The organism is Ancylobacter moscoviensis, assembly GCF_007559435.1.
In the GTDB taxonomy this organism is placed as follows: Bacteria; Pseudomonadota; Alphaproteobacteria; order Rhizobiales; family Xanthobacteraceae; genus Ancylobacter; species Ancylobacter moscoviensis.
Window position 1 is genome coordinate 249256 of sequence record NZ_VMBP01000003.1, and the last position, 15578, is coordinate 264833.

A 15578-nucleotide genomic window follows, 5' to 3' on the forward strand; every position below is an offset into this window, starting at 1 on the left:
CGTCCGCCAACCCCTCATGCCCGGGAAGGATCGGAGCATGATCGCCGTAGAAGACCAGCAGCGAGCGGTCCGTCAGCGCGTCGAGCGCTGCCGCCACCGTGCCGAGCATGGCATCGGCATTGGCGAGATGACGCGCGTATTGCTGCACGGGGTCGGCGATGCCGGACAGGCGGCCGGGGCCGTAGGGGTCGTGCGCCTCCATCGAGACCGACATGAGGAACAGCGGCTCGTCGGCCGTGCTCGCCGCCCGGATCTCCTCGACGATGCGCCGGGCCACGGCGCGATCGCCGACATAGGGACCGAAACGGTCGCCCGGCGCGAACGCCTCCTCGCCGATAAAGCGCGCGAAGCCGAGACGGGGGATCGCCCGGTCGCGCCGGAAGAAGCGGGCATCGTGCGGGTGCAGGAAGACGGTGCGCCAGCCGGCACCCCCCAGCGCCCGGGCCAGCGAGGCCGGGGCCAGCTTCTGCGGCCGCAGATAGGGATCGAAGCGGTCCATGCGCTGGCGCGCGAAGGGCACGCCGGTCAGCATCTCTACCTCGGAGCGATGGGTGTAGGCGCCGTAGCAGGAGACCTCCAGCCGGCCGTGTGCCATCGCCCCGCGGCGCAGCCGGTCGAGGTTCGGCAGGTCGAGCGGGACGCCCTCCCGGCGCAGGTCGGCGAAGGATTCCGCCTGCAGGATGATGACGGCGCGGTACGGGCTTTCCCCCGCCGGGACGCCGGCCATTCCACCCGGCCCGGCTCTCTTGCCGTCACGGCGCCAGAAGACGAAGCCGGCGACCAGCGAGACGCTCAATCCCAGCGTGCCGACGAAGACATTCGCCGGGGTTTCCATCAGGGGCTTCTCGAGCGAGACGAGGATACCCGCAAGCCCGGCGGGCCGCAGGGCGAAGCCGGCGGCGGCGAGCAGGGCGAGCGCCAAGGCGGCGAGCTGCGCCGCACCGCCAAGGTCGGACGGCTCCACCGAGGTCCAGGCGGCGATCAGGCCTCCCAGCACGATGACGGCCAGCCCCAGCCCCGCCGCGCTGGCGCGGCCGAGATAGAACAGGTCGGGATGGCGGAGCAGCGTCGGCAGGAAGCCGAGATCGCTGAAGACCAGCGGCTCGCGCAGATAGGCGTGCTTCACGCGCGAGATCAGCACGAAGACGGCGAGCGTCGCCAGCGCGGCCGCCGCGGCGAAGAAGGGACGCGCCGACAGGCCGAACCAGAGCAGCCAGAGCCAGCCCATGACGACACTGCCCAGAAGGTGCGCGGCCACGGGCGGGCGCATCGCCCGCGCGCGCTGCGGCACAGCCTGACGATCCAGCCAGCCGGCACCGGCGACCATGATCGCCAGAACGAAAATTACCGCGGCCGCCTTGATGGTATTCACCGCAACTCCTCACGCACGCTTCGTACAGTCGAGGCGAAGCTAGACAATAAAATTGAATTTTTCCACGAGAAAAAACACAATAATGAGTTCGATATCTACGCTTATATTGAAGCTGAAGTCTGCCTATCAGCAGAGAGATGCCGCTTTTCAACACACATCGCGGGGGCGCCGCGTGTCGGGAAAGGTTATTCTCATGAGTAAACTGAACCCAGCTCTCGGCCTGTCCGCATCCAAGGATTTGCCTCCCTCCCGGGACCGGACACCGCCTCTCGGCCTTCCCAAGGCCAAGGCCTTGCGGCCGGTGCCACACGAAGACATCGACGCGACCAACGAGGCCCCGGTCCGCGCCCGGCCCCGCCCCGCGCGCCCGGTCGCCCGGCGCGACGCCTTCGCCTTGCCCGAGGCGGAGAGTTCGGAGATCACCGAGGGCCTGCCGCGCTCGCGGCGCCGGCGGCGCTCGGCCGGGCTGTGGGCATCGTTCCTGCTGATGGTGGTGCTGCCGACCCTGGCGGCGGGCCTCTATTACGGCCTGATGGTCTCCAATCAGTACGTATCGGAGTTCCGCTTCGCGGTGCGCAACCAGGACTTCGCGCCGGCCGGCACGACCTCCGCCACCAGCGCGCTGGGCGCCGCCGCGCGGGCGGGCGTCTACACCGACAACTTCCTCGTCATCGACTACCTCACCAGCCGGCAGGCGGTGGAGGACCTGATGGCGACGGTCAACCTCCGGGATATGTACTCCCGCTCCGGTGTCGACCGTCTCTCGCGGCTGCGCGGCGACGACACGATGGAGAATCTGGTCAGCTACTGGCAGTCGATGATCGACGCCTCGTTCGATCTCGCGACAGGCCTCGCGCTCGTGCGCGTGCGTGCCTTCACCCCGGAGGACGCCCACAAGATCGCCGCCACACTGGTGACGCAGAGCGAGAAGCTGATCAACGACATCTCGGCGCGCTCGCGGCGGGACGCGGTCAAGTTCGCCGAGGCGGACGTATCGCGCGCGGAGGAGCGCCTGCGCGGCGCCCGCGCCGACATGCGCCGGTTCCGCGACCTCGAACAGACCCCCGACGCCGCCCGCACCGCCGGCGGCACGCTCGACCTTGCGATGAAACTGCGCGGGGAACTGGCGGGCCTGCAGTCGCAGCTCGCCTCGCTGCGCACCTACATGGACCCCAACGCCCCGACCGTGAAGGTGCTGGAGAGCCGCATCGCCGCCACCACCAAGCAGATCGCGACTACCGAGCGCGAGATCGGCAAGGGCGGCCGGGACGGCCAGACCACCGACGCCTCCACCGGCACGGCGGCAGGAACACAGTCCCGCCTGTCCGACGTCCTGTCGAACTATGAGGACGTCGACCTCAGCCGGCAGTTCGCCGAGAAGTACTACGACACGACGCTGGCCGCGCTGGAGCTCGCGCGCTCCGAGGCGGCGTCCCAGCAGACCTATGTCGCGACCTATGTGCAGCCCGCCATCGCCCAGTCCAGCCAGTATCCGCAGCGCCTGATCTCGACGCTGATCGTGTTCCTGGCGGCAGGCGCGCTGTGGTTCGTCAGCGTCATGATCTTCCTGTCCATCCGCGACCACGTGGCGTGAGCGGGAAAGCCTAGCGCGATGAGTTACATCCCCCCCTTCGACGCACCCCGCCGCGGCCCGGACCTGAGCCGGATCGCGGAAGGCCTGCGCACGCAGGGACGCGTCATCATCGCCCTGATGCTGCGCGAGATGCGGCTGCGCTCGGTGCAGTCGCGGCTGAGCTACCTGCTCGCGCTGCTGGAGCCGATCCTCCAGCTCACGATGATGATGACGATCTTCACCTTCATCGGCCGCCGCCCGGACTTCGGCACCAGCCTGCTGCTGTTCCTCGGCACCGGCATCCTGCCGTTCTTCCTGTTCACCCACGTTTCCGGGCGCACGACCGGCGCCATCCGCGCCAGCGGGCTGGTGCGGGCGCTGGCACCCATACAGCCGCTCGACATCATGCTGGCGCGGGCGCTGCTGGAGACGGCGACGCTGCTCATCGTCGCCATCCTGCTGTTCACCTTCATCTATGCGACCGGCGTGAAGGACGCGATCCCCAGCCGGCCGATGCTCGCCATACAGGGCTTCGCCGCCACGGCGCTGCTCGCCATCGGCGTCGGCCTGATCAACGGCGTGATCGGCGCCTTCTTCCGGCTCTGGGCGATCATCTACGGGGTGCTGTCGCGCTCGCTCATCTTCATGTCCGGCGTGTTCTTCGTGCCCGACTTCATGCCGCCGCCGATCCGCTATTTCCTGAGCTGGAACCCGCTGCTGCATGGGCTCGAATGGTTCCGCTCGGGCTTCTACCTGACCTATCCCACCCTCACCCTCGACAAGTCCTATCTGATCGGCTTCGGCCTCGTGTCGCTGCTGATCGGGCTGGCGCTCGAGCGTGTGTTCCGTCCGAGGCTGATATGATGGCGGTGGAGATGCGCGACATCGCCAAGACGTTCCGCTCCGCGCGCGGGCCGAACCACGTCTTCGAGCATCTCAACGCGGCGTTCCCGCGCGGGGCCTCGGTGGGCATTCTCGGGGCGCGCGGCGCCGGCAAGTCGACGCTCATCCGCCTGATCGGCGGCTCGACCCTGCCCGACCACGGCAAGGTGCGCCGCGTCGGCTCCATCTCGCCGCCGGTCGCGACGACGCAGGCCTATCACGCGGCGCTGACCGGCCGGGAGAACCTGCATTTCGTCGCCCGGGTGAACGGTTTCGACGGCGATGCCGCGGCCCGCTTCGTCGCCCGCTTCGCGCAGATGGGTGAGGCCATCGACCATCCGCTGTCGAGCTACACGCGCGAGCGCCGCGCCCGCTTCCTCTTCGCCGCCTCCTACGCGATGCCGTTCGACATCTTCATCGCGGACGAGGCCCTGTTCGGCGGGGCCGGCGTCTTCCGCGAGCGCTGCGCCGAACTGGTGCAGGCGCGGCGGGCGCAGGCCACGCTCATCTTCACCACGCGGTCCCCGCAGATGCTGCGCCGCTTCGCCGATATCGGCGCCGTGCTGCATGAGGGGCAACTGCACATGTTCGACCGTATCGGCGACGCCATACGCCTCTACCGGACCATCGACGACAGCGCGGCGGACGCCCCGCTGGAGGACGACGATACGGAGGAGCGTTACGTCGACGAGCCCTTCGGGCCACTGGCCTGAAACCTGTCCATCGCTTTCGGTCGGGACGTTCCCGACCTTACTCTGGAGGAGCCACTATGACCGACATGCCCGAAATCAGCCGACAGCTGGAACGCTTCGTCGCCCGTCGCCTCGTCGAGTTCGACCAGACGGCTTGGAAGGAGCTGAGCATCCAGAAGCGCAAGGAATGCATCCAGGCGGCACGCCGCGCGCTCAAGGCGGAACGCCACTTCTTCTCCCGCCAGACCGCTCTGCCGCCCGCGGCCGAGTGAGATCGCCCACCTGAAGCAAGCGGACGCCGGCCTCTCGCGGCCGGCGTCCGCGTCCGCATACTCTATTGTATACAAGTGACGGTACTATAGTAACAAACGGAAATTTAGTTCATTTTTTTGTGTTATTCCGAACACATTGAGTGAATATGTTCCGCCAGTCTCGCCCGTATAGCGAATTCTGAACCTTTATCTGTTCTATAAGTCCCGGATTATATTCAAAGGGATTGGCCGACTTGCTTAACCTTGGTGCGACGGCCCGCCTCACCGGGCTTGCAGCGTTGTGTATGGCGCTTGGTGGATGTGTTTTCTTCTCCGGGTCGGGGCCTCTGACCCAGGAGGTCGTGTCACCACGGGAAACGCCGACCGATTACGAGATCGTCGACGTCGACAGCCGCGCGATCAACGCGATGCGCGAATGGCGCTCGACCAGCCTCGCGCGCAGCTTCGGCGCCCGCCAGGCGGCGCCGGAAACACGGGTGAATGTCGGCGATGCCGTCTCCATCTCGATCTGGGAAGCCGGCTCCGGCGGCCTGTTCGGCGGGCGCGGCGGTGTCGATGCCGGCTCCGGCAGCGAGACGCTGCCCATCCAGACGGTGGACCGCGACGGCCGCATCAAGGTGCCCTATGTCGGCGACATCTCGGTCGTCGGCAAGCGTCCGAGCCAGATCGCGCAGACCATCGAGGACGGGCTGAAGGGCAAGGCCATCGAGCCGCAGGTGCTGGTCACGCTGCCCCAGCAGACCGCCTCCTCGGTCGTCGTGGTCGGCGACCTCACCGGCGCGGGCCGGGTAAACCTCAACGTCAAGGGCGACCGGCTGCTGGAAGTGATCGCGCAGGCCGGCGGCATCAAGGCCTCGCCGCACGAGACCTTCCTGCGCGTCACGCGCGGCAAGCGCAGCACGACGATGCCCCTTACCGCCGTCCTCGCCAAGCCGGACGAGAACATCTTCATGCAGCCGGGCGACACGGTGTACGTGTTCCGTCGGCCGCAGACCTTCACGGCGCTGGGTGCGGTGAAGGGCGCCGGCGAGATGCCGATCGACCGCGAGGACTTCACCGTCGCCTCGGCGATGGGCACCTCCGGCGGCCTGATCGACAACCAGGCCGACCCGAGCGGCGTGTTCATCTTCCGCTACGAGCAGGCGGGCGTGCTGCGGGCGATCAATCCGGAATCCCCGCATTTGTCCGGCAACAGCGAGGTGCCGGTCGTCTACCGCCTGAACCTGAAGGATCCGACGGGCTACTTCGTCGCCCGCGCCTTCCCGGTGCGCGCCGGCGACATCGTCTATGTCGCGAATTCGCCCGCCGCCGAGTTCACCAAGTTCCTGCGCATGGCGCTGATGATCAGCTCGGTGGCGCGCTCGGGCAATGTGGCCTGGACGGAGTAGCGCTTCGCCCGCAACCGGGGAGGCAATATGAGGCGCGGAATTCATCTCGTGTGGGGCGTGGCGCTGCTCGGCTGCCTCGCCCCGCCGCTCCGGGCGGCCGAGCCGACCTCCATCGCCGACTACATGGTCATGGACGTCTGCGTCGACGCGGCCGACCGCATCGTGCCCTCGATGGTCCCCGGCGATGCCGGGTGCGAGCGACGCCGCAACATCCGCGCGGACGAGCTTCCTCCCTACGAGCTGCGCAACTTCCTCAACCCCGGCCGCAGCTGCACCGACGACGGGGGCACGGTTCGCAAGCTCAACCGCCCGGTGGAGCGCGAAGGCCAGACGCGCATCATCTCCTCGACGCAGGGCGTGCCCCCCTCCCCCTGCAGCGGCAGCCGGGACGGCGCCGCGCGGCCGGAGGACGGCACCGCCTCGATCCAGTGGCACGACGAGGGCTACGGCTTCATCATGGGCAGCTACAGCCCGGTCGCGCTGTCGATCTACCAGACGCCGTTCTGCCGTGACGGCAGCAGCTCTTCCCGCCGCTTCTTCCGCGGCTGGGTGATCGCGCCGGCGCAGGTTCCGGCGACGGGCGAAACGGGCTTCGGCGTGTTCCTCAGCCGCCTCGCCACGGGCTCCGCCTCCCAGCTTCCCACCGCCTGCCCGACCCGCTTCCGCCGCGCGCTGACGACCTGGCTCGTCACACCCATGCGCTACAAGTCCGGCCGCGAGATGACTTCCATCGTCTCCAACCATTTCGCGCAGGCGAGCCGTGACGGCCTCTCTCCCGGCCGCACCATGCAGATGGAGCAGACCTACTGGACGCGCGAATTCGGCCTCTCCCGCTGGGAGAAATGGGCGCGGGAAGGCTGGGTCCATCCGCGCAGCGGACGCTCGGCCACCGACCTCGCCCGCGAATTGCGCCAGCGCGGCCGCTGCAGCCCACCGGCCGGAGGCACGTTCGACATCTCGCTGCGCACCCGCTTCACCGATGCGCCCGGCCATGACGACGCCTATGTGCGCAGCATCGTCGACCCCGGCACCGGCCAGAGCAGCCTCTGGTACATGACCCTGTGCGAGGACTACACCAACATCCACCCGCGCCCCGCCGACCAGCCGCTGCCGGACGCCTCCGCCATCGCGGACCGCGCCTACTGGGCGCAGTAGGCGCGGCCATCGCGAGCAGCCACGTCAAGGTCCTCTCCACCTCCCGCGACACATCGACCAAATTGTTGACAGTTGGCAACAATAGAGTAGACAGAAATCGGAAACAGGAGAGGAAACGCCCATGGCCATCGCAGAAGCCGTGCCCGAGCTCGTTCCGTCCACCCGGCTGATGGAGGGCTTCGCCCGTCACCGCATCAAGACGCGCGGCGCCGAGATCAACGTCGCCACCGCCGGCGAAGGACCGCCGCTCCTGCTGATCCACGGCAACCCGCTGACGCTGGTGAGCTGGCACAAGGTCGCCCCCTCGCTCGCTCGCGACTTCTCCGTCGTCGCCATCGACATGCGCGGCTATGGCGACAGCTCGAAGCCCTATGGCGGCGAGGATCATTCCGGCTATTCCTTCCGGGCCATCGGCGAGGATGCCTTCGACGTCATGGACGCACTGGGTCACAAGACATTCGCGGTGGCAGGCCATGACCGAGGCGCGCGCGTCGGGTTCCGCATGTGCCTCGACCAGCCCCAGCGCATCACCCGCTACGCGGCACTCGACATCGTGCCGACCCACCACGTGCTGAACAACATCACGCTCGGGTGGGCGCGCGAGAGCTACCACTGGTTCTTCATGGCGCAGAAAGCCCCCTTCCCGGAGAAACTGCTGGGCGCCGATCTCGATTATTACATGCGCTACAAGCTCAACAAGAAGGGCGTCGGCCTCGACATCTTCACGCCGGAGGCGATGGAGGAATATATACGCTGCGCCACCCCTGAGCAGATCCACGCCGTCTGCGAGGATTATCGCGCCACCATCACCGTCGATCTCGACATGGACACGGCGGACTACGGCAAGCGACGCATCGCCTGCCCCACATTGGTGATCTGGGGCGACAACAGCCATTGCGGCCGCCATTTCAAGCCGGTCGAGGCGTGGTCGGAATGGGCCGACGATCTGGTTGGCTTCTCCGTACCGACCGGCCACTATCCGGCGGAGCATCGGCCGGATCTCATCTATGCCGCCTTCTATCGCTTCTTCCGCGGCGAGCCGGTGGCATGACCTTCACCCAGGTGACGGCGGAGACGGCGAAGAGCCGTCTCCATGCCGGAGACGAGGTGGCCCTCCTCGATGTTCGCGAGGCGGCCGCCTTCGGTGACGGGCATGCACTCTTCGCGATCCCTTGCCCTTATAGCCGGCTGGAACTGTCGGCAATTTCGCTGGTTCCACGCCGGAATTGTCCGATTCTTCTGATCGACGACGATGACGGCACGGCGGAGAAGGCCGCCCGGCGCCTCGCCGCCTGCGGCTATGTCGATCTCGCGGTCATTACGGGTGGCATGCCGGCCTGGGCAGCGGCCGGGTTCGGCGTCTTCGCGGGCGTCAACGTGCCCAGCAAAACGCTCGGGGAACTGCTCGAACACGATCACCACCCGAGGATGATCCCCGCCGCGACGCTTGCCCTCTGGCAGCGCGAGGGCAAGCCGCACGCCTTTTTCGACGCACGGCCGCCCGGCGAGTTCGCCAAGATGCGCATCGCCGGGGCTCGCTGCGTGCCCAATGGCGAGCTGGCGCATCGCCTCGCCGCAACGGTTCCGGATGAAGGGACGCCCATCGTCATCACCTGCGCCGGCCGGACGCGCGGCATCGTGGGCGCACTTGGCCTGCGCGCGCTCGGCGTTCGCAACCCCGTCTATGCTCTCGAGAACGGAACGCAGGGCTGGGCGCTCGCGGGTCTGCCGCTGGAGCGCGGCGCAGAGCCCAGCCCGATGCCCGAACTGGATGACGAGGCAGCGGCCATCAGCCGCCGGCGTGCCGACCGCCTCATCGCCGCCGCCCAGTTGCCTCGCGCCACGGTCGTTCAAGCCCAGACATGGCTCACCGAGAAAGGTCGGACGACGTTCCTGTTCGACCTGCGCAGCCCAACCGAATGCTCGGCCCGGCCCGTGCCGGGCGCCGTTCCCGTGCTCACGGGGCAGCTCGTGCAGGCGACCGACCAATATGTCGGCGTCCGCCATGCGCGGTTGATCCTGATGGACGACACCGGGCTCCGGGCCGGGCTCGCCGGGCTTTTCCTGCGCGCACTCGGCTACGAGGTGCACGTCCTTACGCTCAGCGATCAAAACGATCCGCCGGCCCTGTCGGTCCCCCCTCCCGGCTTGAAGCCGCCGGCAGAGCTGGTCGCGCTTTCCCCCTCGGCCGCGGCCAAGCGCGCCGCGGGCGGCGTACCGGTGCTCGATCTGCGGTCTTCCGCCGAATGGGAGGAGCGGCGCCTCGCCGGCGCGCACTGGACCCTGCGCGGCCGGACCATCGAACTACCGACCGGCACCGAGCGGGTACTGCTCCATGGCGATGCCGGCGCCGCCGCCGCGATGGCTGTCGACCTTGCGGAACACGGCATCGCCTGTGACTGGCTCGCCGCCGACCTCGATGCCTGCGCCACGGCCGGCTGGGCGATCGACGGGAAACGCCGGCCAATGAGCCGGGGCGAAGCGCTGGACCGCATCTGGTTCGTGCACGATCGCCATGACGGCAACGAAGAAGCCTCGCGTCGCTACCTCGCCTGGGAGATGGGCCTCGTCGCCCAGCTCGACGAAGATGAGCGCGCTTCCTTCGGCTGGGTTCCCATCGACACACTCGCCTGACGCCCAAGCATTCCCAAAGTCGAAAGCCCCTCCATCGCCGGTGGAGGGGCTTTGTTTTCTTGTGATCCACCGCTCAAGAAAACGGGGCGGGTTCGCACCCGCCCCGCTGGGGGAGCAATCGGGAGACGGGCAGCTTCAGCCCTTGCTGGCCGTGGTGTGAGCCCCGCGAGCCGCGTCCTCCTGCTGAAGGCGCAGCATGGCCGCCTCCTCCTCGGCCTCGGCCTTGTTCTGCTTGCGCTTGCCCCAGGCGGTCATCGCCAGCGAGGCGAACATCACCGCGAAGATGGCGAGCGCGCCGGGACGCTCAAGGATGTAAAGCGGGTTGCCGCCGCTGAGCTGGTAGGAACGCAGGAACTCCGTTTCCAGCATGCGCCCGAGCAGGATGCCGACCACCACCGCCGCGACCGGGTACTGGTAGCGGGCGAGCGCGTAGCCGAGCAGGGCGAAGACGAAGAGCGTTATCGGCCCGGCCGTCTCGCCGGTCACGGCGTAGGTGCCGAGGGTAGCGATGACGAGGATGGCCGGCAGCACGTAGCGGGTGCGGACCCGGACGATGTTCGAGGCGACGTAGATGAAGCCGATGCCCACCGCCAGCAGCACGATCGCCTGGACGATGTTGTTGAGGATGATGGCATAAACCATCGGCTTCTGCGTCTCGATGAAGCTCGGGCCCGGCACGATGTTGTGCATCATGAACGCCGCGATCAGGATCGCGGTCGCGCCGCCGCCGGGAATGCCGAGCGCCAGCATGGTCGCCATGGACCCGCCCTCGGCGCTGGCGACGGCGGACTCGGCCGCCACCACGCCCTTGGGGTTGCCCTTGCCGAAGGTCGCGCTGTCCTTGGCGGTGCGCTTGGTCTCCGCATAGGCGATCAGGTTGCCGATGGACGAGCCGACGCCGGGCACGGCGCCGATGACGATGCCTATGATCGAGCCACGCAGCAGCACGCCCGGAAACTTCAGCGTGCCCCAGCAGCCCTTGAGGATGCGGCGCACACTGACTTCGCGGGCCCCCTCGGCCTCGATGATGTAGTCACGGCCAGCAAGGCTCAGGAGCTGGCCCGCCGCCAGCAGGCCGATCATCGCGGGAATGGGCGCGATGCCGTCGAGCAGCACCGGAATGCCCATCGTGCCTCGGGTGAAGCCGGCGGTGTTCATGCCCACAGTGCCGAGCAGGATGCCGAAGGCGGCGGCGAGCAGGCCGCGGCTGATGTAGGTCGAGCCGAGAGAGCCGAGCAGCAGCATGCCCCAGATCGCCACCGCGAACATCTCCACCGGTCCGATGCGCAGCACGATGTCGGCGAGCGGCTCCACCACGAGCAGCAGCAGGAGATAGCCGCCAATGCCGCAGATGGTGGAAGCGAACAGCGCGTAGCCCAGCGCCTCATTGTGTTCGCCCTTCTTCGACATGGCATAGCCGTCGAAGGTCGTGGCGAAGGAGGATGGCGATCCTGGTATGTTCATCAGGATGGCCGGTACCGACCCTCCGAAGCCGGCGCCGGTATAGACCGAGGTCAGGAAGACGATGGCCGAGAAGAAGTCCATGTAGAGCGACATCGGCAGCACGATCGCCATCGCCATGGTGATCGAGATGCCGGGAATGGCGCTGAAGACGAGGCCGACGATCAGCCCGGGGACGATCCATCCCCAGGAACCGACCGACGAGAACATGATGCCCAGCGCATCCTGAAAGGCGGAAAGATCGATCATGTTCGCGCCTCACAGGATGGTGGTGAACATGGGAAAGGGGATCAGCGCGCGGAAGCCGTAGATCGCGACCACGGTGACGACGAGCGAGAAGATCAGCAGGTGAAGCGGCCGGCGCTCGCCGCAAATCGCCATGGCGGCGGCGGTGAACAGGAACAACGCGATGTCGAAGCCGATGACATCGAGGAGCACCACCATCAGGCCCAGCGAGATACCGAGCGCCGCCATGCGGATCATATCGGAACGTTCGGAGGGCAGGGTCGGCGACAGCGGGTCCTGCTCGGCCGGCGCCTTCGCCATCTCCCGCGCATCCACCTTGCGGAAGCACTGCGGAAGGATGAAGAGGTACATGGCCAGCGCGAATATCGCGACAGGCTGGACCAGAAGAATATTGTTGATGCTGAGCGAAACGCTGCGGGCGTCGAGCAGATACCAGAAGATGGCAACCGCGATCAGCGTGATGAGTGTCAGATGGCCGTAATCGATGGCGTAGGTGTGCCGACCGATGCGCATCGTCATCTCCGTTAGCCAGAGGAAGGAGAGCGAAGACGGACGGAGAACGGGCGCCGTCCGCCTTCCATTGATGCGGGTTACTTCAGAAGGTCGACGTACTTGGCCATCTTGGCGGCGTTGTCGAGATAGGCCTTGTCCGACGCTTCGGGGCCGTACCAAGTCGTTGCCAGTTCCTGCAGCTTGAGCGTCTCGATGGCCTTCGGGTTCTTGCTCGCCCGCTCAACCGCACCGACAAGGAACTTGTAGATCTCGGGCTGCTCGTTCCTGAGCTTGGTCGTCACCGCCCAGCCGCGCTGCGAGCCTTCGACGAAGTCGGTCTTCAGGCCGCTCTCGGAGACCAGCGGAGCCTCGGGGAACCAATCGACCTTTTCGCCCGCAAAGATGGCGAGGGGACGGATCTTCGACTTGAGCGGCAGGAAGCCCTCGCCGCCGACGAAGCCGACATCGACCTGCGCGCCGGCCGTGGCGTTGCGGGCGGGACCGCCGCCATCATAGGTCACGATGCGCAGCTTGGTCGGATCGATCTCGGCCGCCTGGAAAGCGAGGATCATGTTGGCGTAGTCGGCGGAAGCCGGCTGCACGCCGATGCTCAGGCTGCCCGGATCGGCCTTCAGCTTCTCGATCACCTCCGCGAAAGTCTTGATCTCGCTGCCCGCCGAAGTGGCCGCCAGCGTGTAGTCGCGCGACGGCAGGTTCAGCATCGCGAAATCTTCAACCTTGTAGGGTGCGTTCTGCAGCAGGACGGTGAGCGGAATATAGGGGGCCGCGGACGTGCACAGGATGCTGTAGCCGTCTGCCGGCTGGTTCAGCGCATAGGAATTGCCGAGCTGGGTGCCGGCGCCCGGCTTGTTCACGATTACCATCGGCTGGCCGATCTCCTTTTCGAGATACGGCATGAAAGCGCGCGAGAGCCGGTCGTTGTAGCCTCCCGTCGCGAACGGCACGATCACGTTGATCGGGCGCGAGGGATAGTTCGCGGCGCGCACGATCGACGGCATGGCGACGAGACCGCCGGCGACCGCCAGCCCGCCCGCCGTGATTTTGAATGCATCTCTGCGTGTGAAATCTGTCATGTTTTCCTCCCGCCGTTCCATCTGAATCGGTCGTCTCGTGGCAATGGCTGCGCGACCGTGTGGGTTCAGGCTGGGACTCAGACTGTCTCCGCATCCGTCAACTGTCAACAGATTTGCAGACCGCTTCGCTGGAATACCAGAGCGTCATGGCGGCAAGTCAGCGCGGCCACTGCTTTTCCTGTCAATGAAATTAGCGACCGAACCGCATGGACGTGCTGCTCGCCACGTGAATGCGGCACCTTTGTTCTGTTGACAGTTTTCACTCAAGCTGGCTCAATCATTCCAGGCTCCGCCGGCGGACATTGCCGCTTCGAGATGGAAGCCATGGGAGATTCGCCATGTCCATCGGCTCGCCCGACCGCTCACGACTGCCACCGGCATCAGCCGTGAAGGCTTTTGATCGGCGCGCCGGAGCGGCGGACAGCTGATGGCCGAAATCCCAGAGGATTCGAACCAGACCGGCGCGCTGGGCTCCCCTGTGTTCCGCTGGTGGCTGCGGTTGATTGCGACCTATTCGATCGCCGCCGTCGCCGGCTATCTGGCCTCGCTCATTCATATTCCCCTGCCCTGGATGCTCGGACCGCTCTTCGTCTGCGGCACGCTCACCCTGCTGGGCGTCCCGTTGCAGGCAGGCCCTCATCTGCGCGAGATCGGACAGGTCATCGTGGGCCTTGCCATCGGCATGCGCTTCACGCCTCATCTTCTGCTCGTCTCGCTGGAGCTGCTCCCGGCGATGCTGGCGGCGACCCTCTACATCATCGCCGCAACCTTCCTCGGCGCCCTGCTGATGCGTCCGCTTGCGCGGATCGATCCGACCACGGCCTTCTTCGCCACCGCCGCCGGCGGCATGGCCGACATGGCGGTGGTGGCCGCGGCGCGGGGCGGCGACACGAATGCCGTCTCCATCGTCCACGCCCTGCGGGTGACGACCGTGGTCAGCGTCGTGCCCTTCATGGTGTTCGCCTTCGGGGAACAGGGCACGGTCACCGCCGTCGATCCCGCCACCTCGCATGACGTGATGCTCCTGCTGCTGGCCCTTGCCGTCGCCTATCTCGGCGCCCAGCTTCTGCGTCCCACTGTGATCCCCAATCCGTGGCTGCTCGGCTCGCTATTGCCGAGTGCGGCGCTCGGCGCCTCCGGACTGCTCAACGTGGCGGTGCCCGGCCTACTCATCGTGGCGGCGCAGATCATGATCGGCGTCTGGCTCAGCATGCGGTTCCGGCGTGATCTGTTCATGCGCCTGCCCCGCGTGGCTGCCGCCGGCCTGCTGGTCGCGCTGCTGCTGATCCTCGCCGCCGCCATCGGCGCGGAGGTCCTCTCCTTTGCGACCGGCCTGCCCCTGACGACGAGCTTCCTCGCCCTGGCGCCGGCCGCCATCACCGAGATGGTGCTCACCGCCAAGGCCATGCACGCCGACGCCGAGCTCGTGACCGCCTTTCACATCGTGCGCATCGCGGTGATCGCCTCGACCATCCTGGTGGTGTTTCGCGTCTACCGCCTTGTCCTGAGGAGCCATTATGAATCTGGGGTTTGACGGCCGTCGCGCCGTCATCGTGGGCGGCAGCTACGGTATCGGCGAGGCCACCGCCGACATTCTGCTGCGTGAAGGCGCGGAGGTGATCATCGCTTCACGCAGCCGCGACAATCTCGAGGCCGCCGCCGCACGCCTCGTCCAGGCGAGCGGTCGTGCCCCGCACATCTTCGTCGCGGATGTCGTGAAGGACGCACAATCGGCCACCGCGCTGGCGGAGGAGGCCGGACGACGCTGGGGCGCGCTGGATATCCTCGTCAGCGCCGTCGGCGGCAGCGTGCGCGCCGATTTCGCCGAGCTGACCGACGAGGACTGGCTGGCCAGCTACCAGTTCAACGTCCTCTCGACCGTGCGCACCATCCGCGCCGGCGTGCCGCTGCTCGCGAAGGGCAAGGCGCCGGCCGTCGTCACGCTGGGCGCCGCCGCGGCCAAGATGCCCTACGCGCATCAGGTCATGACCAACGTCCACAAGGCCGGGCTGCTCGGCCTCGTGAAGACGCTGGCGCTGGAACTCGGCGAACAGGGCATTCGGATCAACAGTGTCGGGCCGGGCCGCACCAGGACCCCGCTCTGGATCAACCGCGCCACCCGCATCGCCGCCGAGCGCGGCGTCGCCATCGAGGACGTCTTCGAGGAATTCTCGCACGAAATCCCCCTCAAGCGCTTCGCCGAGCCAGCCGAGATCGCGGTGATGGTCGCGTGGCTCGCCAGCCCGCTCGCCAGCTACGTCACCGGCCAGGCCATCAATGTCGACGGCGGCATCGCGCGCGGCCTCGTTTAAAGGAG

Annotated in this window: 13 protein-coding genes and 1 pseudogene; 10 read left to right on the top strand and 4 right to left on the bottom strand. The window is 67.1% G+C overall.

Annotated features, from left to right (window positions below; all coding sequences use genetic code 11):
• Positions 1-7 precede the first annotated feature (7 nt).
• Positions 8-1327: pseudogene (locus FO470_RS19835) on the bottom strand (LTA synthase family protein); the annotation flags it as partial.
• Positions 1328-1673: 346 nt separating this feature from the next.
• Between FO470_RS19835 and FO470_RS11230 the strand changes: the two are divergent.
• The 8 genes from FO470_RS11230 to FO470_RS11265 all read left to right on the top strand — a co-directional run bounded on the left by FO470_RS11230 (position 1674) and on the right by FO470_RS11265 (position 9968).
• Positions 1674-2966, top strand: a complete 1293-nt coding sequence (locus tag FO470_RS11230) for a KpsE/RkpR family capsule polysaccharide export protein (protein ID WP_144343046.1) — start codon at positions 1674-1676, stop codon at positions 2964-2966.
• Between the two features lie 18 nt (positions 2967-2984).
• A complete protein-coding gene (locus FO470_RS11235; RefSeq protein WP_144343047.1) occupies positions 2985-3809 on the top strand; it encodes an ABC transporter permease in 825 nt (274 codons plus the stop codon).
• Positions 3806-4540 (top strand): ABC transporter ATP-binding protein, encoded by a 735-nt coding sequence (locus tag FO470_RS11240; RefSeq protein ID WP_186291930.1) that lies wholly within the window; start codon positions 3806-3808, stop codon positions 4538-4540. The genes FO470_RS11235 and FO470_RS11240 overlap by 4 nt, the downstream gene beginning before the upstream one ends.
• 56 nt (positions 4541-4596) lie before the next feature.
• A complete protein-coding gene (locus tag FO470_RS11245; protein ID WP_144343049.1) occupies positions 4597-4791 on the top strand; it encodes a hypothetical protein in 195 nt (64 codons plus the stop codon).
• Positions 4792-5132: 341 nt separating this feature from the next.
• Positions 5133-6179, top strand: coding sequence for a polysaccharide biosynthesis/export family protein (locus FO470_RS11250; protein WP_186291931.1), 1047 nt, complete (start codon positions 5133-5135; stop codon positions 6177-6179).
• A gap of 27 nt (positions 6180-6206) precedes the next feature.
• Positions 6207-7334, top strand: a complete 1128-nt coding sequence (locus FO470_RS11255) for a hypothetical protein (RefSeq protein WP_144343051.1) — start codon at positions 6207-6209, stop codon at positions 7332-7334.
• Between the two features lie 121 nt (positions 7335-7455).
• Positions 7456-8385, top strand: coding sequence for an alpha/beta fold hydrolase (locus tag FO470_RS11260; RefSeq protein ID WP_144343052.1), 930 nt, complete (start codon positions 7456-7458; stop codon positions 8383-8385).
• A complete protein-coding gene (locus FO470_RS11265; protein WP_144343053.1) occupies positions 8382-9968 on the top strand; it encodes a rhodanese-like domain-containing protein in 1587 nt (528 codons plus the stop codon). The genes FO470_RS11260 and FO470_RS11265 overlap by 4 nt, the downstream gene beginning before the upstream one ends.
• A gap of 135 nt (positions 9969-10103) precedes the next feature.
• On the opposite strand, the gene FO470_RS11270 is transcribed toward FO470_RS11265, so the two are convergent.
• From FO470_RS11270 to FO470_RS11280, 3 genes are all read right to left on the bottom strand, one after another.
• Positions 10104-11678 (bottom strand): tripartite tricarboxylate transporter permease, encoded by a 1575-nt coding sequence (locus FO470_RS11270; RefSeq protein ID WP_144343054.1) that lies wholly within the window; start codon positions 11676-11678, stop codon positions 10104-10106.
• 9 nt (positions 11679-11687) lie between these two features.
• Complete coding sequence (locus FO470_RS11275) at positions 11688-12188, bottom strand: tripartite tricarboxylate transporter TctB family protein (protein ID WP_246659564.1); 501 nt, start codon at positions 12186-12188, stop codon at positions 11688-11690.
• A gap of 77 nt (positions 12189-12265) precedes the next feature.
• A complete protein-coding gene (locus FO470_RS11280) occupies positions 12266-13261 on the bottom strand; it encodes a tripartite tricarboxylate transporter substrate binding protein (RefSeq protein WP_246659565.1) in 996 nt (331 codons plus the stop codon).
• A 427-nt stretch (positions 13262-13688) separates the two neighbouring features.
• On the opposite strand from FO470_RS11280, the gene FO470_RS11285 reads away from it, so the two are divergent.
• Positions 13689-14795, top strand: a complete 1107-nt coding sequence (locus FO470_RS11285; RefSeq protein WP_244616546.1) for an AbrB family transcriptional regulator — start codon at positions 13689-13691, stop codon at positions 14793-14795.
• The gene (locus tag FO470_RS11290; protein WP_144343057.1) at positions 14779-15573 is read left to right on the top strand and encodes an SDR family oxidoreductase; all 795 of its coding nucleotides are present in this window, start codon (positions 14779-14781) and stop codon (positions 15571-15573) included. Before FO470_RS11285 ends, FO470_RS11290 begins: the two co-directional genes overlap by 17 nt.
• The last annotated feature ends 5 nt before the right edge of the window (positions 15574-15578 follow it).

Coding starts and splice junctions, on each gene's coding strand:
- FO470_RS11235 (WP_144343047.1), top strand. CDS start 2,985: ATGAGTTACATCCCCCCCTTCGACGCACCCCGCCGCGGCCCGGACCTG.
- FO470_RS11240 (WP_186291930.1), top strand. CDS start 3,806: ATGATGGCGGTGGAGATGCGCGACATCGCCAAGACGTTCCGCTCCGCG.
- FO470_RS11245 (WP_144343049.1), top strand. CDS start 4,597: ATGACCGACATGCCCGAAATCAGCCGACAGCTGGAACGCTTCGTCGCC.
- FO470_RS11255 (WP_144343051.1), top strand. CDS start 6,207: ATGAGGCGCGGAATTCATCTCGTGTGGGGCGTGGCGCTGCTCGGCTGC.
- FO470_RS11260 (WP_144343052.1), top strand. CDS start 7,456: ATGGCCATCGCAGAAGCCGTGCCCGAGCTCGTTCCGTCCACCCGGCTG.
- FO470_RS11265 (WP_144343053.1), top strand. CDS start 8,382: ATGACCTTCACCCAGGTGACGGCGGAGACGGCGAAGAGCCGTCTCCAT.
- FO470_RS11270 (WP_144343054.1), bottom strand. CDS start 11,678: ATGATCGATCTTTCCGCCTTTCAGGATGCGCTGGGCATCATGTTCTCG.
- FO470_RS11275 (WP_246659564.1), bottom strand. CDS start 12,188: ATGCGCATCGGTCGGCACACCTACGCCATCGATTACGGCCATCTGACA.
- FO470_RS11280 (WP_246659565.1), bottom strand. CDS start 13,261: ATGACAGATTTCACACGCAGAGATGCATTCAAAATCACGGCGGGCGGG.
- FO470_RS11285 (WP_244616546.1), top strand. CDS start 13,689: ATGGCCGAAATCCCAGAGGATTCGAACCAGACCGGCGCGCTGGGCTCC.
- FO470_RS11290 (WP_144343057.1), top strand. CDS start 14,779: ATGAATCTGGGGTTTGACGGCCGTCGCGCCGTCATCGTGGGCGGCAGC.